16 protein-coding genes and 1 tRNA gene are annotated in these 19,912 nt (G+C 69.8%); 7 read left to right on the top strand and 10 right to left on the bottom strand.

Annotated elements, in window-relative coordinates:
* Positions 1-121 precede the first annotated feature (121 nt).
* The 3 genes from ACO057_RS16155 to ACO057_RS16145 form a co-directional block, all read right to left on the bottom strand.
* Positions 122-1,111 carry a TAXI family TRAP transporter solute-binding subunit gene (locus ACO057_RS16155; RefSeq protein WP_421993579.1) on the bottom strand — a complete coding sequence of 330 codons (990 nt, stop codon included), beginning with the start codon at positions 1,109-1,111 and terminating at the stop codon, positions 122-124.
* 199 nt (positions 1,112-1,310) lie between these two features.
* The gene (locus ACO057_RS16150; RefSeq protein WP_421993577.1) at positions 1,311-2,576 is read right to left on the bottom strand and encodes an MFS transporter; all 1,266 of its coding nucleotides are present in this window, start codon (positions 2,574-2,576) and stop codon (positions 1,311-1,313) included.
* Positions 2,577-2,625: 49 nt separating this feature from the next.
* Positions 2,626-7,260 (bottom strand): NAD-glutamate dehydrogenase, encoded by a 4,635-nt coding sequence (locus tag ACO057_RS16145; protein WP_421993575.1) that lies wholly within the window; start codon positions 7,258-7,260, stop codon positions 2,626-2,628.
* Between the two features lie 98 nt (positions 7,261-7,358).
* On the opposite strand from ACO057_RS16145, the gene ACO057_RS16140 reads away from it, so the two are divergent.
* From ACO057_RS16140 to ACO057_RS16125, 4 genes are read left to right on the top strand one after another with little or no spacing between them, the layout of a single operon-like run.
* Complete coding sequence (locus ACO057_RS16140) at positions 7,359-8,588, top strand: cupin domain-containing protein (protein WP_421993573.1); 1,230 nt, start codon at positions 7,359-7,361, stop codon at positions 8,586-8,588.
* A complete protein-coding gene (locus tag ACO057_RS16135; protein WP_421993571.1) occupies positions 8,585-9,013 on the top strand; it encodes an OmpA family protein in 429 nt (142 codons plus the stop codon). Before ACO057_RS16140 ends, ACO057_RS16135 begins: the two co-directional genes overlap by 4 nt.
* Positions 9,014-9,021: 8 nt before the next feature.
* Positions 9,022-10,164, top strand: coding sequence for a hypothetical protein (locus ACO057_RS16130; protein ID WP_421993569.1), 1,143 nt, complete (start codon positions 9,022-9,024; stop codon positions 10,162-10,164).
* Between the two features lie 4 nt (positions 10,165-10,168).
* Positions 10,169-10,888, top strand: a complete 720-nt coding sequence (locus ACO057_RS16125) for an enoyl-CoA hydratase/isomerase family protein (protein ID WP_421993567.1) — start codon at positions 10,169-10,171, stop codon at positions 10,886-10,888.
* Positions 10,889-10,910: 22 nt separating this feature from the next.
* On the opposite strand, the gene ACO057_RS16120 is transcribed toward ACO057_RS16125, so the two are convergent.
* The 7 genes from ACO057_RS16120 to ACO057_RS16090 form a co-directional block, all read right to left on the bottom strand.
* A complete protein-coding gene (locus tag ACO057_RS16120) occupies positions 10,911-11,426 on the bottom strand; it encodes a GNAT family N-acetyltransferase (protein WP_421993565.1) in 516 nt (171 codons plus the stop codon).
* 278 nt (positions 11,427-11,704) lie between these two features.
* Positions 11,705-13,306, bottom strand: a complete 1,602-nt coding sequence (locus ACO057_RS16115; RefSeq protein ID WP_421993563.1) for an ABC transporter substrate-binding protein — start codon at positions 13,304-13,306, stop codon at positions 11,705-11,707.
* A gap of 99 nt (positions 13,307-13,405) precedes the next feature.
* Positions 13,406-14,128 carry an alpha/beta hydrolase gene (locus tag ACO057_RS16110; RefSeq protein ID WP_421993561.1) on the bottom strand — a complete coding sequence of 241 codons (723 nt, stop codon included), beginning with the start codon at positions 14,126-14,128 and terminating at the stop codon, positions 13,406-13,408.
* 34 nt (positions 14,129-14,162) lie between these two features.
* Positions 14,163-14,248, bottom strand: a tRNA-Leu gene (locus tag ACO057_RS16105).
* 30 nt (positions 14,249-14,278) lie between these two features.
* Positions 14,279-15,247 (bottom strand): Bug family tripartite tricarboxylate transporter substrate binding protein, encoded by a 969-nt coding sequence (locus ACO057_RS16100; RefSeq protein ID WP_421993559.1) that lies wholly within the window; start codon positions 15,245-15,247, stop codon positions 14,279-14,281.
* A gap of 44 nt (positions 15,248-15,291) precedes the next feature.
* Positions 15,292-15,885 (bottom strand): Maf family protein, encoded by a 594-nt coding sequence (locus tag ACO057_RS16095; protein WP_421993557.1) that lies wholly within the window; start codon positions 15,883-15,885, stop codon positions 15,292-15,294.
* Positions 15,882-16,769 carry a pyruvate, water dikinase regulatory protein gene (locus ACO057_RS16090; RefSeq protein ID WP_421993555.1) on the bottom strand — a complete coding sequence of 296 codons (888 nt, stop codon included), beginning with the start codon at positions 16,767-16,769 and terminating at the stop codon, positions 15,882-15,884. Before ACO057_RS16090 ends, ACO057_RS16095 begins: the two co-directional genes overlap by 4 nt.
* Before the next feature lie 310 nt (positions 16,770-17,079).
* Here ACO057_RS16090 and hemE point away from each other — a divergent pair, with 310 nt between their 5' ends.
* The 3 genes from hemE to ACO057_RS16075 all read left to right on the top strand — a co-directional run bounded on the left by hemE (position 17,080) and on the right by ACO057_RS16075 (position 19,900).
* Positions 17,080-18,117 carry a uroporphyrinogen decarboxylase gene (hemE, locus tag ACO057_RS16085; RefSeq protein ID WP_421993553.1) on the top strand — a complete coding sequence of 346 codons (1,038 nt, stop codon included), beginning with the start codon at positions 17,080-17,082 and terminating at the stop codon, positions 18,115-18,117.
* A 77-nt stretch (positions 18,118-18,194) separates the two neighbouring features.
* Positions 18,195-19,277, top strand: coding sequence for a ferrochelatase (gene hemH / locus ACO057_RS16080; RefSeq protein ID WP_421993551.1), 1,083 nt, complete (start codon positions 18,195-18,197; stop codon positions 19,275-19,277).
* On the top strand, positions 19,274-19,900 hold the full coding sequence (locus tag ACO057_RS16075) for an HAD family hydrolase (protein ID WP_421993549.1): 627 nt from the start codon (positions 19,274-19,276) through the stop codon (positions 19,898-19,900). The genes hemH and ACO057_RS16075 overlap by 4 nt, the downstream gene beginning before the upstream one ends.
* The last annotated feature ends 12 nt before the right edge of the window (positions 19,901-19,912 follow it).

The following is a 19,912-nucleotide window of genomic DNA, read 5'->3' as shown; positions in this document are numbered from 1 at the left end:
CTTTTCAAACGCAAGCGGCCGGGCGACGAGCCCGGCCGAAAGTCACAACCAGAGGTCGCCCGTCAAGGCCTTTCGCCAAGGCGGGCATCGTCCTCTCAACGACGTGGCGCGCAATGGGCGCTCAGCCCATCGACGCGCCTTTGCTCTTCCAGAAGGCGTCGGCGGCGGGGTGCCAGGGCACGCCGGCGGCGGCGGTCTTCTGCTGTTCGAGGGTGAAATCGCGCGCGGCGGAATGGACGCGCGCCCAATCCTCGCGATTGTCCCACAGGATGTTCAGGATCTGCGTGACGAGCTGCGGCGAGGCATCGTCGCGCATGCCCAGGATGTTCGCCACCGAGAGCTGCTGGTTCGGCGCCGTCTGGCCGGGATAGGTGCCGGCCGGGATGGTTTCGGCGAAATAGACCGGGCCGTGCTCGCGCACGATGTTCGCCAGCGCATCGGCATGGTCGACCATCACCAGCTGCGTGCCGGGCGTGGCGCCCAGATCGGTGATCGCGCTGGTCGGGATGCCCGAGACGAAGAAGTAGGCGTCGATCTTGCCGTCACGGATGGCGTTGGTGCTCTCGGCCGGGGAAAGCCGCTCCACGCCGCGGAAATCCTTCGCGATGTCGAGGCCGGCGGCCGCGATCAGGCGGCGCGCGAAGAGCTCGGTCGCCGAGGCGGGCGCGCCCGTCGAGATGCGCTTGCCCTTCATATCCGCGATGGAGCGGATGTTGCGGTCGGCCGTCGTCACCACCTGCATGCGGTTGGTGTAGAGCACGGCGATGGCGCGCGTGGGCACCACGCGGCCGCGGAAGGGCCCCGCGCCGCGGACGCTGTCCACCGCGGCGTCGACCTGGCCAAAGACGAGTTGCGCGCGGCTGGCACCGAGCAGCTGGAAATTGGCGGTGGAGCCGGCCGTCACCTCGGCCGTGGCGGAGACGCCCGGGATGCCGCGGGTCAGATAGTTCGCGAGCGCGCCGCCGAGCGGATAGTAGACGCCGCCCGTGGTGCCGGTGGCGATGGCGATCTGCTGCGTGGTCTGGGCAGAGGCCAGGGAAGCAAGGCCGGTCTGTGCGGCGACGAGGCCGAGACCCGCCCCGAGCGCACCCCGGCGGCTGATATGAATCATGGTTCGTTTCTCCTCGTGCAAGCTTTCTCGTATTTTGGAAGACCGCAATCCACACCTGGGGTCAAGGGCCTTCGTCGCGCCGGGGGGCCGAGTGTTGCTGAATTTAATGCTGCGGTGACGAATCGTTGCGGGTTTTTCCCTGCAAGAACAACATTATGCGGCAACGGCATTGTCCGGGCGCCCGGGAGACGATGCCCCGTCACGGCTGCGGCGGGCGCTCCCGTCCCGCGGTCGGGCGGACCGTGGCCAGGATCGCGGCCCCGATGCCGAGCATCACCAGCACCACCGCCATCCCCGCATGCTGGCTCCCGAACAGGCTCGTGACCATGGCCAGGGCGGCGGGGCCGATGAAGCCGGTCGCCCGGCCCGACAGCGCATAGAGGCCGAAATAGGCCGCGACCTCGCCCTTCGGCGCGAGATGCGCCATCAGACTGCGGCTCGCCGCCTGAGCCGGGCCGAAGAACAGCCCCAGCATCACGCCCAGCATCCAGAACGCCGACTTGGTCTCGACCAGCAGCATGCCGGCGCCCAGCGTCATCAGCGCGACGAGGGCGATCAGCACCGTCGTCCTCGCGCCCAGCCGCTCCTCCACCCAGCCGCCGGAAAAGGCGCCGATGCCGCCTGTCACGTTCAGCGCGATGCCGAAGAGCAGGATTTCCTCGAAGCCCATCTGGAAGACGCCCGCCGCGAAGACCGCGCCAAAGGCGAAGAGCACGTTCAGGCCGTCGGTGTAGAAGAAGCGGGCCAGGATGAAGCGCATCACGGCGGGCTGGTGCGGCAGCTGGCGCAGGACGCGCCCGAGTTCCGCCAGGCCATCGCGCGCGGCCACGCCCCAGGGCTGGCGCGCCGCCGCATCCGGCACGGCGATCAGCACGGGCCAGCCGAAGAGCAGCAGCCAGCCCCCCACCACCAGCGCTGTGGCGCGGACATGCTCGGCCTTGTCGCGATCGAGGCCGAAATGCGCGGGATCGGGCTGCACCAGCAAAATCAGGCACAGCACGAGGCAGGCCAGCCCGCCCGCATAGCCCAGCGCCCATCCGATGCCCGAGATCCGCCCGAGCCGCGCCGGCGTTGTCACCTCGGTCAGCATGGCGTTGTAGAAGACCGTGCCGAGCTCGAAACACAGCGTTCCCAGGCCCACGCAGAGCAGCGCCCACATGGCGTAGCCGGGCTCGGGCAGGGCGAACCAGATGCCCGCCGTGAAGAAGGCGGTGAGCAGGGTGGTGATGAGCAACATCGCCCGCCGCCGCCCGCCCGCATCGGCGATGGCGCCCAGAAGCGGCGAGAGCAGCCCGATCGAGAGCCCGACCAGCGCCTGCATCCATCCCCACATCACCTGGCCCGTCACCGGGTCGGGGGCGATGCCCTTGGTGAAATAGGCGGCGATGACGAAAGTGGAGACGACCGTCGGGAATGCGGAGTTCGCCCAGTCATAGCTGGACCAGGCCCATTCGCGTCGCGTCATGCCGTCCCCTTGTCACTGCCGGGATGGAAAGCCCGTGCGGGGCGCGACCCTACCCGGCGGGCGCCACTGTCGCCAGCGCCCGGGCCGCCACCGTGACGGCCGCGAAGTCGGCGGCGGCGGCGGCGTCCTGCACCAGCTTGCGGATGACCTCCGCCGCCGGCCCTTCCTCCGTCCTCCCGCCCAGCCGCGCCGCGGCGAGCCGGGCCTGGGTGTTGCGCAGGTCGGCCAGCAGCGCGGCCCTGGCGCGGTCGCCATAGAGGCCGGTGACCGGCATGCGGCGGGCCGCCTGGGCCAAGGCGTCGATGTGGAAGGCGGCGCCGACCTCGTTCCAGGCCAGCGCGGCCTCGTCCGGCGAGGCGCCGCTGCTCCCGGCGAGCTGCACCACCGAGGGGGCGGCCGCCAGACGCGGCGCGGCGGCGACGAAGCCGCCGAGATCGCCGGGCAGGCCCGAGGCTTCGTCCGACTGGCCTGCCATATCCGCCGCGGCCAAAGCGGCGATGCCGCCGCCGAGGGTGGCGATGGCCGATTGCAGCCCGGCCCTGGCCGGCGCCATCAGCTCCACGGCCGAGGCTTCCAGCAGCTCGCGCAGCGTGGTCTGGGCGGCCAGGCGCGGCTCGGCCGGGGCCTGCTCGGCCTGCTCGAATCGCGCCTCGAGGCCGAAGAGCTCGGAGGCCAGCCAGACGGCCCCCACCACCTCGGCCGGCTCCGCCTCGGCGACGAGCCGCGCGATTCCGGCGCAGCCCAGCCGGTTCGCGACCATATTGGCGAGCGCCGTCGCGACCAGGTCGCGCCGCAGCCGGTGCCGCGCGACGAATTTTCCGAACTTCTCGCCGCGCAGCGCGGTCGGGAAGTAGTCGAGCAGCAGCGGCGCGAAGGCCGGGTCGTCGGGCAGGGCGCTCTCGATCACCGCCTCGCCGAGCCAGAGCTTGGCGAAGGGCAGCAGCGCCGCCACCTCGGGCCGCGTCAGCCCCTCGCCGCGCGCGACGCGCGTGGCCAGCGTCGCCGCGTCGGGCAATCCTGCCAGAGCGCGATCGAGCAGGCCCTCGGCCTCCAGCCGCGTCATCAGCGCGCCCTGCGCCGTCAGCGCGGCGGCGCCGGCGCGGACCTCCAGCGAGACGGCGACGGATTGCAGCTCGTTGTCGCGCAGGACCAGGGCCGCCACCTCGTCGGTCATGCTCACCAGCAGCTCGTCACGCTGCTTGCGGGTCATCATCCCTTCGGCCTCGGCATCGGCCAGCAGGATCTTGATGTTCACCTCGTGGTCCGAGGTGCTGACGCCGGCGGAATTGTCCAGCGCGTCGGTGTTGATGCGGATGTTGTTGCGCGCCACCTCGATGCGGCCCGCCTGGGTCACGCCGAGATTGGCGCCCTCGCCCACCACCTTCGCGCGGATCTCGCGCCCGTCGATGCGGATGGCGTCGTTGGCGCGGTCGCCGGCCTCGGCCTGGCTCTCCGTGCTCGCCTTCACATAGGTGCCGATGCCCCCGAAATAGAGCAGGTCCGCCTCCATGCGCAGGATGGCCTGGAGGATGGCGGCGGGCTCGGCGCGATCCGCCGCGATGCCGAGCATCGCCTGTGCCTGCTGGCTCAGCGGGATGGTCTTGAGGTTGCGCGGAAACACGCCGCCGCCCGCGCTGATCAGCTTCGTGTCGTAATCGGCCCAGGAGGAGCGGGGCAGGGCGAAAAGGCGGGCGCGCTCGGCGTAGCTCGAGGCCGGATCGGGGTCGGGATCGAGGAAGATGTGGCGGTGATCGAAGGCCGCGCGCAGCTTCGTCTGCTTCGAGATGAGCAGCCCGTTGCCGAAGACGTCGCCCGACATGTCGCCCACGCCCACAACCGTGAAGGGCGCGTCGTGGATGGAGCGGCCGAGCGTCTCCACGAAATGCCGCTCGATCATCACCCAGGCGCCGCGCGCGGTGATGCCCATCCCCTTGTGGTCGTAGCCGGCCGAGCCGCCCGAGGCGAAAGCGTCGCCCAGCCAGAAGCCGTATTCGGCGGAAAGTCCATTGGCGATGTCGCTGAAGGTGGCCGTGCCCTTGTCGGCGGCGGCAACAATATAAGGATCGTCGCCATCACGGCGCACGATATCCGGCGCGGTGATCACCTCGACGCCGCGCAGGTTGTCCGCGAGGTCGAGCATGCCGCGCACCAGCGTGCGATAGGCCGCGATGCCGGTGGTCTGGAAGGCTTCGCGCTCGGTCGGGATGCTGCCCTTGAGGACGAAGCCGCCCTTCGCGCCCGTCGGCACGATGACGACGTTCTTGAGGCGTTGCGCCTTCATCAGCCCGAGCACCTCGGTACGGAAATCCTCGCGCCGGTCGGACCAGCGGATGCCGCCGCGCGCCACCGGGCCGGAGCGCAGATGGCAGCCTTCCATCGTCGCGTTGTGCACGAAGATCTCGCGCCAGGGCCGCGGGCTCGGCATGTCGCCGGCCTGCGCGCTGTCCAGCTTGAAGGCGATGTAAGCCTTCTTCTGGTAGAAGTTCGTCCGCAGCATCGCGTCGAGCAGCTTGCGCATGCGCTGCAGGATACGGTCGGTGTCGGGATCGGCCACCTTGTCCAGCATCGCCGTCCAGGCCTCGTCCAGCTTCGTCTCGTCGCGATCGGCCAGCGCCGGATCGAAGCGCTTGTGAAAGAGGTCGGCCAGGAGGCGCGCGGCTTCCGGTGTCGCGGCCAGCGCCGCCGTCACGCTCTCCTGCGCGAAGGGCAGGCCGACCTGCTTCAGCCAGCGGTACATCGAGCGGATCAGCCAGCATTCGCGCCAGTCGAGCCCGGCGCGCAGCACGAGACGGTTGAAGCCATCCGCCTCGATCTCGCCGGCGATCAGCACTTCCAGCGCCTCGATGAGGCGCGCCTCGCGCTCGGGCAGGATGTCGCAGCCGGCATCGAGCTTGAACACATGTAGCGAGACCTCGGCCGCGCCGCGCGGAGTAAGCTTGTAGGGCACCTCCTCCAGCGCCCGCAGGTCCAGGCTGTCGAAGAGCGGCAGCGCGTCGGCCAGCGCCAGCGCGGCGCCCGGCACGGCGAGGCGCAGCACCAGGCGGCGCGCGCCCTCGCCGGGCGGCGTGATCACCGCGGCCTCGGTGCGGCCGCTGGCCAGCGCCGTCTCGGCCAAGGCGAGGTCGGCGGCGGCCTGGCCGGCGTTTTCCGTCTCCTGATAGGTGCCCGAAAAGGCGTCGCGCCACTGCTCCATCACCCCGGCGGCGACGGTCTCGCCGCGCTCCTCGGCCAGCACCTCGCCGAGCCGGTCGCCGAAGCTGCGGGCGATCTGCCGCACCGCCGCCTCCAGCGCCGCCTGGTCGGGCGTCACGGGCCGGGCGGGGTCGGTGCCGATGATGTAGTGGATGCGCGCCAGCGGGCTGTCGCCCAGCGCGATATAGAAAGCCGAGAGCCGCCCGCCATGGGCGCGCGCCAGCATCTCGCCCACGCGCGAGCGCAGCTGGGAATCGAAGCTCTCGCGCGGCAGCCAGGCGATGACGGAGACGAAGCGGCCGAAGGGGTCGGGCCGGATGGAGAGCGCCGGGCGCGGACGGATCGAGAGGTCCAGCGCCAGCCGCGCGGCCGCCAGGATCTCGGCCTCGCTCGCCTGGAAGAGCTCGTCGCGCGGCCAGGTGTCCATGATATTGCGCAGCGCGCGCCCGTCATGGCTGTCGGCCGCCACGCCGGCCGCCTCCAGGATCCGCTCGACCTTGCCGCGCAGCAGCGGGATGGAGCGCGGATTGCGGTTATAGGCGCCGGCCGCGAAGAGGCCGAGGAAGAGGCGAATCCCCACCACCTTGCCGTCGGCGCCGACGATGCGCGTCGCGACCACATCGGCGTGCTGCGGCCGATGGACCGTGCTGCGCATATTGGCCTTCGCGACGGTGATGGGCAGTTGCTCGACCAGCGCGGCGCGGATGCGCGGATTGATCGTGGGCAGGCTGGCCAGAGCGTCGAAGACCGGCACCTTGGGGTCACGCAGCAGGCCGAGATTCTCCTCGGTCAGGATATGCGCGCCCTCGCCCTCCACCACGAAATGCCGGTGGCCAAGCAGGACGAAATTCTCGCCGCGCAGCCAGCCCAGGAACTCGCGGGATTCGCCGTCATCGCCGATCTCGTCCATGGCCTGGTCGAGCAGGGCGGTCATCGCCTCGAAATCGCCGGTCGCGTCGCGCACATCGGCCAGGGCCTTGCGCAGCGCGGCCTCGACCTGCCCCCAGCTTCCGGGATTCATGCCCGGCAGCAGGTTGCCGGCGGTGGCGCCGATGGTGACGCGCATCAGGCTCTCGCGCAGCGGGCCTTCGCCGAGCCTGGCCAGGGCGCCCGAATCCTCGCGCGTCATGGCCACGATCGGATGCAGGAACTCCTTCACCACCCGGCCCTGCCGGGTCAGGGCGCCGAGCACGCTGTCCACCAGGAAGGGCATGTCGTCGATGACGATCTCCGCCACGCCATGGGCGCCCCGGCCCGAGGCGGGGGGCAGCAGGCGCAGCTTCACCTCGCCGGGAAGGCGCTGGGCCGCGAGGGCGGAGAGCGAGGTGGCGGCTTCGCCTAGGGTCTCGGGCGACCGGCGGGCTAGCTCGCCCACGGGGAGCCCGGCGAAGAGCCGGGGCAACAGCGCGACGGCCATCGGCTGGAGACCCGCGGCGGCGGCGCGGAGAACCTCTTCGCGCACCGGATCGGTGGGCAGGGGAGCTTCGGGCATGGCGATCTCCAAAATCATTCTTTGGGTGGCACTCTCCGCCCCACGGCGGTCTCGGTGCAAGCGTGGCGTGGGCCGGGGTCCTGCGCTAGCATGGTGGTATGACGATGACGCTCGCCCAGCTCCTGGCTCCCATGTCCGTGGAGCAGTTCTTCTCCGAGTATCATGACAAGCAGCCCCTTCACCTGAAGGGGGCCGCGGCCAAATTCGCGTCCGTGCTGTCCTGGCGGCAGATCAACCGCCTGATGGACATGACTCATGCCTGGACCAGCCAGTCCATGATGGTCGTCCTCGACGGCAAGCCGGTGCCGGCCGAGCAATATTGCACCCGCGCCCCCGGCCGCGACACCAATGCCCAGCTCATGCAGCCGGTGACGGATCGCGTTCGCGAATGGATCGCCAAGGGCGCCAGCCTGGTCCTGAACGATGTGGACAGCCTGACGCCGGGCCTGGCCGCCGTTTCCTCGGCCATCGAGGATGCCGGGCTGGGGAAGGCCCAAGCCAACGTCTATATCTCCTGGCAGAGCCACAAGGCCTTCCACGCCCATTACGACACGCATGACGTCTGGGCCGTTCAGGTCGAGGGCGAGAAGACCTGGAACATCTGGGAAGGCCGGGCCGAATGGCCGATCAGCCACCCCGTCTTCCGTTCGCAGACCCAGGACCATCACGAGCAGGCCAAGGGCAAGCTCCGCGCCAAGGTGACGCTGAAGGCCGGCGACCTGCTGTATCTGCCGCGCGGCTGGTATCACGACGCCCTGGCCGAGGCCCCGGCCAGCGTCCACGTCGCCTATGGCGCGCATGCGCCCGTCGGCATCGACCTGATGACGATCCTCGGCGAGCGCGTGCTCTACGACGTGAACTTCCGCCAGCCCCTGCCGCGACAGGATGGAACCGCGGCCGCCCGCTTCGCGTTGACCCAGCGCGCGGGCCAGCTCGGCGCGCGCCTCGCGGAACTGTGCAAGGATCCCAAGGTGATGGAAGTGCTCGAGCGCTTCGTGGCGGACTATCGCTTCCAACGCGGCGGCAACGACCTGCTGGCCTGGCGCGGTATGGCCCCTCCCTCGGTGGACGGCGCCGAGGAGGCCGGCGAGGCCGGCGCCTTCCGGGTGGTGGCCGGCGGAGCCAAGCCCGTGCGGCGCGGCGCCGAATGGGTGCTGAAGACCGCGACGGGCGCCCTCGCCCTCACCCCCGTCGAGGCGGAGGCCGCCCAATGGGTGCTCTCCCGCCCCGATGTGACCGAAGCCGAGCTCCGCAAGGCCCATCCGCAGGCCGACGCCTCCGCATTGCTGGGCAAGCTGCGCGAGGCCGCTCTGGTGGTGCCCACGTGAGGCGCCTGGCCTTCGTTCTCCCCCTGCTTCTGGCCGCGCTGCCCGCCGAAGCGCAGGTGCGCGAATTCTCCTGCGTCGGCGTCGAGCGGCTGACCGAGGACACCGCCACCATCAGCTTCGCGCATGGTGCATCGCGCGTTGGCCCCGATGCCGCCGGCGTCCTGCAGCCCCTGGCCGATCTTGCCCGTGAAGCGCCGGAGCGGAATTTCTGCGTGCTCGGCTATGTCTCGTCGGGCGAGGGCGGCGCGCGGACCGGGGCGCGCCTTGCCGCCAGCCGCGCCCGCGCGGTCGGGCTGGAGCTCGCCAAGATGGGCGTGGAGCGCGACCGCATCCGGGCCGAGGCGCGCACGCGCGGCTTCGCTCCCACCAGCGCCGCGGCGGATCGCCGTGCCGGCGCGCGGATCGTGCTGCTGCCCCTTCCGTGAGGATGCCCATGCTGCGCCTGCTTCTCGCTTTGATTTTCCTGGCCGGGCCCGCTCTCGCCCAGAAAACCGGCCCATCGCCCGCGCCGCCGGCGCCGGGCGGCAAGCCCTCCGCTCCGGCGCAACCGGCCGTGCGCGAGATCCTGCTGCGCAACAATTCGCAGAGCGCGTTGCGCGAGGTCTATCTCTGGGAGGGCGCCGCAGGCTCCAACGCCCAGGGTCAGGACCGGCTGGGCAACGACATGGTTCCGCCGGGGCGCAGCTACCGGCTCAATCTCGGGCGCGGCGGCTGCCAGATGCAGCTGCGCGCCGTCTTCGAGGACAACAGCGCCGAGACGCGCCAGGTCGAGGTCTGCCGGGCGCGGGAGCTGGTGCTGGACGACAGCAACACCCGCCCCATCGAGATCACCAACAACACCGATGCCGAGCTGACCCAGCTCTTCCTCGCCCGGCCGAATGCCACGGGGCCGGACCGGCTCGGTTCGGCCACGGTGCCGGGCAATGACAGCCTGCGCATCCGGCTGCGCGGCGAGACAGGCTGCGAATTCGAGGCACGCGCCCTCTTCCGCGGCAGCCGGCAGGCGGTGCGCCAGACGGTGAATATCTGCACCACGCCCTCGATCGCCTTCGGCGATCCCGCGGTTCCGCTGCGCGAAACCACGGTCGCCAATCGCAGCCGGCGCGTGATGCGCGAGCTCTACGTCGCGGCCGGCACGGCAGGCTGGGGCGCGGACCGCCTCGGCGCCACCATGCTGCAGCCGAATCAGAGCTTCCTCCTGCGCACGCGCAGCCCCGAATGCCGGGTGCGCCTGCGCGCCGTTTTCGCCGACAGCCGCGCGCTCGAACAGGCGGATGTGGACCTCTGCAACGGACAGCCCGTCACCTTCTCGACGGCGCGGCGCGTGACGCTGGTGCAGAGCTACGCGCGACCGGTGCGCGCGGCCTATCTCTCCGACGTCGCCGAGGAGAATTGGGGCGCGAACCAGCTGACCGCGCCGCTGCCCAGCGGCGAGCGCCGGGAGATCGGCACGGATGGCGGTTGCCGGGCCGATCTGCGGATCGTCTTCGACAACGGCAATGCGGAAGAGGCGCGCAACATCGACATCTGCGCGCGCACGGAAATCGAATTGAAGCCCGGCTGGGTCACGGAGTAACTCAATGTCAGTGAAGGCGGAACGCGACGGTGCGGTCGCGACCCTGTGGCTCGACCGGCCGGATCGCGGCAATGCGCTGGGCGCGGAGATCGTGGAGGCGCTGTCGCTCGCCTTCGACGACGCCGTCGCGACGGGGGCTCGGCTGATCGTGCTGCGCGGCGCCGGCAAGCATTTCTGCACGGGTCTGGATCTCGGCGACCTGGACGCGATCTCGGATGGCGACCTCGCGCTGCGCATCCTGCGAATCGAGCTGCTGCTGCAGAAGGTGCACGGCGCGCCGGTGACGACGATGGCGATCGGCAATGGGCGCATCTTCGGGGCGGGAGCGGATCTCTTCGCCGCCTGCGACCACCGCGTCGCGCTGGAAGAGGCCAAGTTCAGCTTCCCCGGCCCGGCCTTCGGCTTGGTGCTGGGCACCGCGCGGCTCGGCGCGCTGGTCGGGGATGCGCCGGCCCGGGCGCTGCTGCTCAGGGGCGCGCCGGTGGATGCGCCTGCGGCGCTGGCTCTGGGCCTCGCCACGACGATTGGCGGCGCCGATGCCGCGGTCGCCGCCGCCGCGCGCGATGCCGAACGGCTGGATCCCGCGACGGTGGCGATGCTGCATGCGCGCACGCGGCACGCGGATGACGACGGCGACCTTGCCGCCCTGGCGCGCTCGATGGCGCGGCCGGGCCTGGTGCAGCGGGTGAAGGATTATCGGGCGAAGATGCTCGCCGCCCGGTGAGAGGGCGAAGCCCTCTCACGAATCAGGCCGGTGGACCCCGCTCCACCCCGATCACCCAGGCCGCGTGCGGACCCGCATGCGGCCTCAACCGAAGATGGCCCAGATCGTCCCGCGTGAATCCCCGGCCAAGCGTGCGGGGCGTCGTGACGTCATAGGGCTGCCCGTCCTCGAGATCGTGTTCGAGGATCAGCTCGCCGGTCTCGGCCTGGACGCCGGCCGGCTGGAAGAGGTTGCGGCCATAGAGGTGACGCGCGCCGAGGTTGTCGTGCGCCACCAGCAGCCGCACGCGGCGGCAGCCGGGGATATGCCCAAGCCGCGCCAGCACCGCCGCGAGGATCGCGCGGCCATGGCCGAAGCCCTGATGCGCCCGCGCGATGGCGAGCCAGCCCAGCCACCAGCAGGCGGCGTCGCGCCGGTCGGGATGGACGACGTAGAAGCCGATCAGCTCGCCGTCGCGCTCGACGCCGATGAGCGAGTGCAGCGGTCCGCGGCGCACGGCATCGACGATCTCCCCGAGCGGGCCGAGGAAGCGTTTCACCTGGTCCGGATCGAGGTCCAGGAGTTCGACGCGTGCCAGATCTGCGCGGCCGATCCGACGGTATTGAAGGGGCGAGCCGCCCCGATGGGATAACATGATACCCTGACGAAATGGTGGAAGTTCGAGGCCCCCGAAGGGGGCGTCCGGTCCTCAGGCCGGTCGAATCTCGTCAGGCACATGCCCGGGAGCTACCCGGACGAAGTTCCTTTTTCATGCCCGTCATCTAACATGCCCAGGCGGGCATTTTTGTGACAGTCCGGTGTTAGTTCGGGCCGATGTTAGTTCCGGGCCGGCGCCCCGCTCGCGACCGTGTCGGTGGCGGGCGAGAACTCCATCGCCCGCGTATTCTCCTGCAGGCGCGGCGCATAGGTGAGGGTGGGCTTGGTCGCCCAGATATTCACCTGGTGGTGCAGCGGAATCACCGCGACGTCGCGCTGGATCGCGACGCGGATGGTCTCCTGGTAGAGCGCCTCGCGCTGCCGCGTGTCGATGGTGGCCAGGGCCCGGTCGACCAGCGCGTCGACCGCCGGGTTGGTGTAATGCGAGGCCCGCAGCGTCGACCCACGGCCGCGCGGCGGATCGGGCGTCGCGGCCATCACCGTCAGGGAGGTATCGGCCTCGCCGGTGGAGGAGGACCAGCCGGTCAGGCTCACCGAATATTCGTCGCGCACCCCGCGGCTGAAGAACATGCTGGCGGGCTGGGTGACGACCTCCGTGCGCACGCCGATGCGCGTCCACATCTGCGCGATGGCCTGCACGATCTCGGTGTCGTTCACGTAGCGGTCATTGGGGCCGTTCAGCGCGATGCGGAAACCTTGCGGATATCCCGCCTCGGCCAGCAGGAGCCGCGCGCCCTCGACGTCATAGGCCGGCACGGGGATGGAGGGATCGAAGCCCAGCGCGCCCTCGGGCATGAGCTGGCCCGTCGGCACCGCGAAGCCCTCCATGGTCTGGCGGGAAATGCCGACGCGATTGATCGCCATCGAAAGCGCCCGGCGCACCCGGACATCGGCCAGCGGATTGACCGTGAAGGGACGGCCGTTGTTGTCGGTGACGAAGGGCGTCACCGGCCGGTTCGCGTCGACATAGAGGTAGATCAGGCGCAGGCCCGGCTTCTCGACGATGCGCAGATTGCCCGCCCGGCGCAGCGCGGCGACGTCGCGCGTGGGCACGGCGTCGATCCCGTCCACATCGCCGGCGCGCAGCGCCGCCACGCGGGAGCTGTCATTGGGAATCATGCGGTAGTTCACGCGCTCCCAGGGCTGGGTCGGCCCCCACCAGGCCGGGTTGCGCGTGAAGACGGCGCGGTCGCCGGGGGCGTAGCTCGTGAAGCGATAGGGGCCCGTGCCGACGGCGGCGCGGCCGGAGTTGTAGTCGCTGGTCAGCGCGCCGGTGCCGTGGTGGCGCGAGATGATGGAGAAGGCGCCCAGCATCATAGGCATCAGCGGCACGGGCGTGGGCGTGTGGAGCCGGATGGTGAAGTCGTCGATCACCTCGATCCGGCTGACGACCTGCGTGTAGCGCGCCAGCGTGGTCGGGCTGTTGATGACGTGGGGGATGCGCGAATAGGTGAAGACCACGTCGTCGGCCGTGAAGGGCCTGCCGTCGTGCCAGGTCACGCCCTGGCGCAGCTTCACCTCCCACAGATTGTCGTTGAGCGCCTCCCACGACAAGGCGAGACCGGGCGTGGGCCGCATCTGCGCATCGGTCCGCACCAGCTGGTCGAAGATATGCTGGGTCAGCGCATGATTGGGCGAAAGGTCCTGATAATGCGGGTCCATTGCCGTGAAGGCGCCACCGACGGCAAGGGTGAGGTCCGCGGCCTCGGCCCTGGGCAAAGCGAGGGCGGCAGCCAAGGTGGCCATGACGGCGATGCGCATCCGGAAATTCCCTGTTCCCTTTGCGGCGAAGCCTGTCCGCAGGGGATGCGGCACGCAAGCGAAATACAGCCGCGCTCGCGGCAATTCGTCGCGACGACGTCAGAGGCCGCCGGTCTTGCGGGCGTTTGCCACGAAATCGTCCAGACCGGCCGCGACGATCTCGCGCGGAAGGATGTGTCCGCCTTCGAATTCCTCGTAGCGGACGCCGTAGCCCTCCTCGCGCAGCAGCGCGACGACGGTTCGTCCGCAGCGATCGATGGGCAGGATCGCATCCTCGCGCCCATGCGAGACGAAGATCGAAGGCCGGCCGCGTCGCTCACCCGGCACGACGAAGCCGGGCGAGAAGCCGAGCGCATGCGTGAACAGGTCGCCATTCGCGACGCCCAGCGACAGCGCATAGGACGCGCCATCGGAGAACCCCGCGATGGCGATGCGTCGCGGATCGATGGCAAAGCGGCGGAAGACGGCGGTCAGCGCATAGTCGAGCACCGCGACGTCAAAGCCGTAGCCGCCCTGCAGGATGTCCCAGGTCGTGCCGTGCGATTTCGTCGCCAGGACCAGGCACTTCCGCAGCTCGGGCTCCTCGCCGAGGCGGTCCAGCGCGCGGGCGGGATTGGAGGTGGCGCCGTGCAACATCACGAGCAGCGGAAGCTCCGCGTCGGGAAGCTCGCGCGGCACATGCAGGATCGGGCGGTCCTCGCCCTCGCCGAGCGGGAATTGCAGCCCCGCCGGCAGCGGCGGCGCGATCGGGGGCGCCGGCCGCGCGGCGAGGCGGCCGTTCAGCCAGCCGGCCTGCGCCTCGTCGGAGAAGGAAAGATCCATCCGCCGTTCTCCCCCGTTTCGAGAAAATCCGCGCTGGTACGGGCGGCGGGGCTCGAACCCGCACGACCTTGCGGTCGAGGGATTTTAAGTCCCTTCCGTCTACCATTCCGGCACGCCCGCGCGGCACCGATCATGCCAAGTTTCGCGGCATCAGTCGATTGCGATACGGGCCTGTCGCGCGATGTCCTGCCAGCGCGCCGCGCTGGCCGCGACGAAGCTCTGGTTCTCGGCCGCCGGCACGATGAAGGGCTCGACGAAAGCGGTGCGCAGGCGCTGCGCGGTCAGCTCGTCGCGGGCCTTCGCGAGCGCCTCGGTGAGGCGCGCGACGATGGGCTCGGGCGTGCGCTTCGCCACGGCGAGGTTGAACCAGATTCCGAGGTCATAGCCCGCGAGGCCGGCCTCGATCATGGTTGGCACGTCGGGCAGGGCGCTGGCGCGGCGCGTGGTGGTGACGGCGAGCGCACGAAGGGAACCTGCGCGGATCTGCGCCGTGGAAGTGGCGGTGGTGTCGAAGCCGAAATCGACCTCCTTCGCCAGCATCGCGGCCACGAGAGGCGAGGACCCGCGATAGGGCACATGGGTCGCCTCGATGCCCGCCATGCGCAGGAAGACGCTGGCGGAAAGATGCGACGACGAGCCGTTGCCCACCGAGCCATAGACGAGCGGGCGGCTCTTCGCCTCCCGGATGAAATCCTGGAGATTGGTGGCGCGAACGCGGTCGGGCACGACCGAGAGAATATTGGCGACCTCGCCGATGGTGCCGAGGCTCGTGAAGTCGCGCACCGCGTCCACGCCGGAATTCGCGTAGAGGACGGGGTTCACGCCGAAGATCGCCGTCGTCCCGAAGAGGATCGTGTAGCCATCCGCCTCGGCCTGGGCCACGGCGACGGTGCCGATATTGCCGCCGGCGCCGGCCCGGTTCTCGATGATGACGGCCTGGCCGAGCTCCCGGCCGAGGGTGTCGGCGATGATGCGGCCGACGATGTCGTTCACCCCGCCGGGCGGATAGGTGACGATCAGGCGCAGCGGCCGCGTGGGCTGCCAGGCCTGGGCCTGGGCCAGGGCCAGGGCCGGCGTGGCGAGAACGGTGCCGAGGGCGGCACGGCGCGTGATCTTCATGAATCTTCCCCTATTTCTTGGCCGGAGGAACGCAGCCCCCCGGATTATCGGGGTATGATGCCTGAATCCCGCAGGTAGGAAAGCAAGGGCAGCAGCGGCATGCCCAGAATCGCCGAATGATCGCCGCGGATCTCGCGCATCAGCTGCACGCCCATTCCCTCAAGCCGATAGGCCCCCACGCTGGAGGTCACGTAAGCGCCTTCCCTCGCGAGATATTCGTCGAGAAAGGCCTCGGAGAAATTGCGCATCGCCAGGCGCGGCGTGGCGACATGATGCCAGGCGCGCTCGCCGGCGCGCCAGACGACGACGGCCGTGATCAGCTCATGCGCCTTGTTGCGCAGGCGGTGCAGATGGTCGCGCGCGGCCTCGATATCCACCGGCTTGTCGAACCATTCGCCCTCGCAGACCAGCAGCTGATCCGCGCCGATGATGACCGCGTCCGTATGGCGCCGAGCGATGCGGGCCGCCTTGGCATCGGCGAGCAGGATCGCGGCATCCGTCGGCGAAAGCCCTTCGGCCTTCGCGCTCTCCTTGATCGTGTCTTCGTCGACGGAGGCGGGCATAGCCTCGAAATCCAGACCGGCCCCCTCCAGCAAGGCGCGCCGGGCCAGGCTCTGCGAGGCAAGAATCAGCTTCACGTCTTGGAGCCCAGGATGCTCGCGGCCGGATCCTCGGGCGCGTGGGGCGGGCGGACCCGCTTGGCGTGCCACACATCCACCTGCTGCATCACGGTGGCCGCCGTCTCCTCGATGGAACGGCGCGTCACATCGATCACGGGCCAGCCGCGCGCGGCGCAGAGGCGGCGGGCCGTGAGGATTTCCTTCTTCACCGCCTCGGGGTCGACATACTCGCTCTCGCCCATGCGCATGCCGTCCGCGCCGATGATGCGCAGCCGGTGCCGGCGGATGTCGAGCAGCGCGACGGGGTCGATGGTCAGGCCCACCACGGGGCAGGGCGGGTTGTCGAGCTCCGGCGGCAAGGGCGCGCCGGGCACGAGGGGAATGTTCGCCGCCTTCACCCCGCGATTGGCCAGGTAGAAACAGGTCGGCGTCTTGCTGCTGCGCGAGACGCCCACGAGCACCACATCGGCATTGGCGATGCCGGCCGTGCCCTGGCCGTCGTCATGGCTGAGCACGTAGTGCATGGCATCGATCCGCCGGAAGTAATCGGCGTCCATCACATGCTGGGCCGCCCGCTTCTCCGTGGCGCGGGCGCCGATCTCGGCCTGCAGCATCTCGGTGACGCCGTCCAGGACGGAGATGCAGGGCACGCCGACGCGCCCGCAGGTTTCCTCCAGCGTGTGGCGCAGGCTGCTGTCCACCAAGGTGAAGATGACCGGGCCGGGCTCCTGCTCGATGCCCTCGATCACGCGGTCGAGGTTCATGCGCGAGCGCACCAGGAACCATCGGTGCTGCACGATGCCCGGGTTGTCGAAGCGGGCGATGACCGCGCGGGAGATGCTGTTCAGCGTCTCGCCGGTGCTGTCGGAGACCAGGTGGAGGTTGGTTTGCCGGACGGGCATGGCCTGTGGATCACTTTGCCGGGGTGTGCGGATCATGGGGATGAAATCCGGCCCGCCGCAATGGCGGAGCGGTCAGCGGGGATAAACCGAACATTTCCATCCACCATGTATGAACCCGGGACAGCTTCGTCGGGAATCTGGACATTCGGCGTTCGGGCCGGGTCTTCCGGGAGTCGCGTGTGAGTCAATCGGTGGAAAAACCCTGTGGATAGTTTTCGGCGACATTGGGTCCCCGTTATCCACAGGCCCTATCTCAACCACAACCTTAAGACTCTTCTTTTTTTTAGATTTCTCTGGTTTGGTCCGGCCCATGTCATCCAAGCCCATTCTCCAGGTGCTCTCAGGCGAGAGCGTCTGGCCCCCCCCTGCCTGGCTCATGCGCCAGGCAGGTCGCCATCTCCCGGAATACCGCGCGACACGGGCCCAGGCGGGGAGCTTCATGCAGCTCTGCCTGAACCCCGAGCTGGCAGCGGAAGTGACGCTCCAGCCGGTCCGGCGTTACGGCGTCGACGCGGCGATCCTGTTCTCCGACATCCTGATCGTGCCCTGGGCCCTGGGGCAGGGCCTGACCTTCGCGGAGGGCGAAGGCCCCCGCCTGCCGCCGATCCGCGACCGTGCGGGACTCGACGCGCTGGACGTCGCGGGCGCCGCGGCGAAGGCCGCGCCCATCATGGGAACGGTCCGGCGGGTTCGCGCCGCCTTGGACGCCGACCATCCCGACACGACGCTGATCGGCTTCGCGGGCGGGCTCTGGACGGTCGCCTGCTACATGGTCGAGGGCAAAGGCGGCGGCGAGTTCAAGCAGGCGCGGCGGCTGATCCACGAGGACCCCGTCTTCTTCGGCGAACTGATGGCCAAGCTGGAGGCCGCGACCCTGGCCTATCTGCTCGCCCAGGCCGAAGCCGGCGCCGAAGTGCTGATGATCTTCGACAGCTGGGCCGGCCAGTTGCCGCCCAGCGCCTTCCGCAAATGGGTGATCGAGCCCACGGCCCGGCTCCGCGCGGCGCTGAAGGCGGTCAGGCCCGATATTCCGGTCATCGGCTTCCCGCGGCTGGCAGGCCCGATGCTGGTTGAATATGCCGCCGCCACGGGGGTTCAGGCGGTCGCCATGGACACCGCGATGGATCCAGCCTGGGCCAGGGCCCATATTCCGGCCGGTACAGCCCTGCAGGGCAACTTGGACCCTGAGGCGCTCCTTGCGGGCGGCGAAGCCCTCCAGCGCGAGGCTCAGGGCATCCTGAGGGCTATGAAGGGACGGCCCTTCATCTTCAATCTGGGCCATGGCGTGGAGCAGCCGACGCCGCCGGAGCACGTCTCGGCCCTGATGGCGCTTCTGCGGGCAGGCTGAGGGGCAGCCGGCGCGATTCAGAGGGTTGAAACAACGGCCATAGCGGGTATGTCCCGCCCCATGACCGGATCCTGCAGATGACGCGTCGCGTGGCGGTGGTGCTCTTCAACCTCGGCGGGCCCGACAGCCCCGAGGCGGTGCGGCCCTTCCTGGTCAACCTCTTCACCGACCCGGCCATCCTGCGGGTGCCGGGTTTCGTGCGGCCTCTGCTCGGTCGGCTGATCGCCTGGAAGCGAACGAAGGCGGCGCAGGAGAACTACGCCATCATCGGCGGGAAATCCCCGCTGCGGGAGCTGACGGAGGAGCAGGCGGCGGCGCTGGAAGGCGTCCTGAACACCGCCGAGCCGGGCGACGCCTATAAATGCTTCGTGGCGATGCGCTATTGGAAGCCCTTCACCGAGGAGGCCGTGGCGGCGGTGAAGCAATGGGGCGCGGAGGAGATCCTCCTGATCCCGCTCTACCCGCAGTTTTCCTCGACCACGACCGGCAGCTCCATCACCGAGTGGAACGCGGAATGCGCCAAGGCCGGCCTGTCGCTGCCGACCAGCACGCTTTGCTGCTTCCATTCGGATTCCGGCTTCGCCCAGGCGACGGCGCGGATGGTGGAGGAGGCCTATGACAAGGCGCGCGCCAGCCTTCCCGCGGATGTCCCGCTGCGCGTGCTCTTCTCGGCGCACGGCCTGCCGGAGGTGATCGTCAAAAGCGGCGATCCCTACCAATGGCAGGTCGAGCAGACGATGGCCGCCGTGGTCGCGGCCATGAACGTGCCCGGGCTGGATCACGTGGTCTGCTACCAATCGCGCGTGACGCCCCAGAAGTGGCTCGGGCCCTCGACCGACTCGGAGATCGAGCGAGCGGCGGCGGAGAAGGTGGCGGTGCTGATCAGCCCCATTGCCTTCGTCTCCGAGCATTCCGAGACGCTCGTGGAGCTCGATGTGGAGTATCGCGATCACGCCGAAAAGCTCGGGATTCCCGGCTATTTTCGCGTACCTGCGCAAAATGCCGATGCGGGCTTCATCGCGGCCCTGGCCGATCTCGTCCGGCGCACGCAGCATTCGGCGCGCACGCTCTGCAGCTTCGCCGGCGGGCGGCAATGTCCGCGCCCGCACAAGGATTGCCCGCACGGCAAGGCGAACGCGCTGCAGGCCAAAGCCGCATGATCCGCGGCGTCCTGTTCGATTGCGACGGCGTACTGGCCGATAGCGAAGGCGTGGCCAATGGCGTCGTCGCCGAAGCGCTGTCGGCGCTCGGCTGGAGCCTGACCGCGCATGAGGCGCAGCACGAATTCCTCGGCATGGCCCTGCCGGACATGGAGCCGGTTATCGAGGCGCGGCTCGGCAAGCTGCCCGAGGGCTGGGCCAACCGGCTGGCCCACAGGATCGAGACGGATCTTTCCACCGGATTGCGCCCCATTCCCGGCGCCGAGGCGGCGCTGAAGGCCGTGCAGACGGCCGGATTGCCGATGGCGCTCTGCTCCAATTCCTCGCGCGGCGAGCTGGCGGTGAAGATGCGCGCGCTCGGCTTCGGCGCCTATTTCGAGGGGCGGATCTTCAGCTTCCAGGATGTCGCGCGGCCCAAGCCCGCGCCGGACATCTACCTGGCAGCCGCGCGGGCCTGCGGGCTGCGCCCGGAGGAGTGCCTCGTGGTGGAGGACAGCGCGACCGGCGCCGCGGCCGGTCTGGCGGCGGGCTGCCAGGTGCTGGGTATCGTCGCGGGCATCGGCGTGCCGCATATCGCGGGCATGACGGGCTTTCCCGCCTATCTGGCAGGCCTGGACGCCTGAGCACCTTCCGCC

The organism is Roseococcus sp. (assembly GCF_965227005.1).
Classification (GTDB): Bacteria; Pseudomonadota; Alphaproteobacteria; order Acetobacterales; family Acetobacteraceae; genus Roseococcus.
This window is presented reverse-complemented; position numbering and strand designations above follow the sequence as displayed.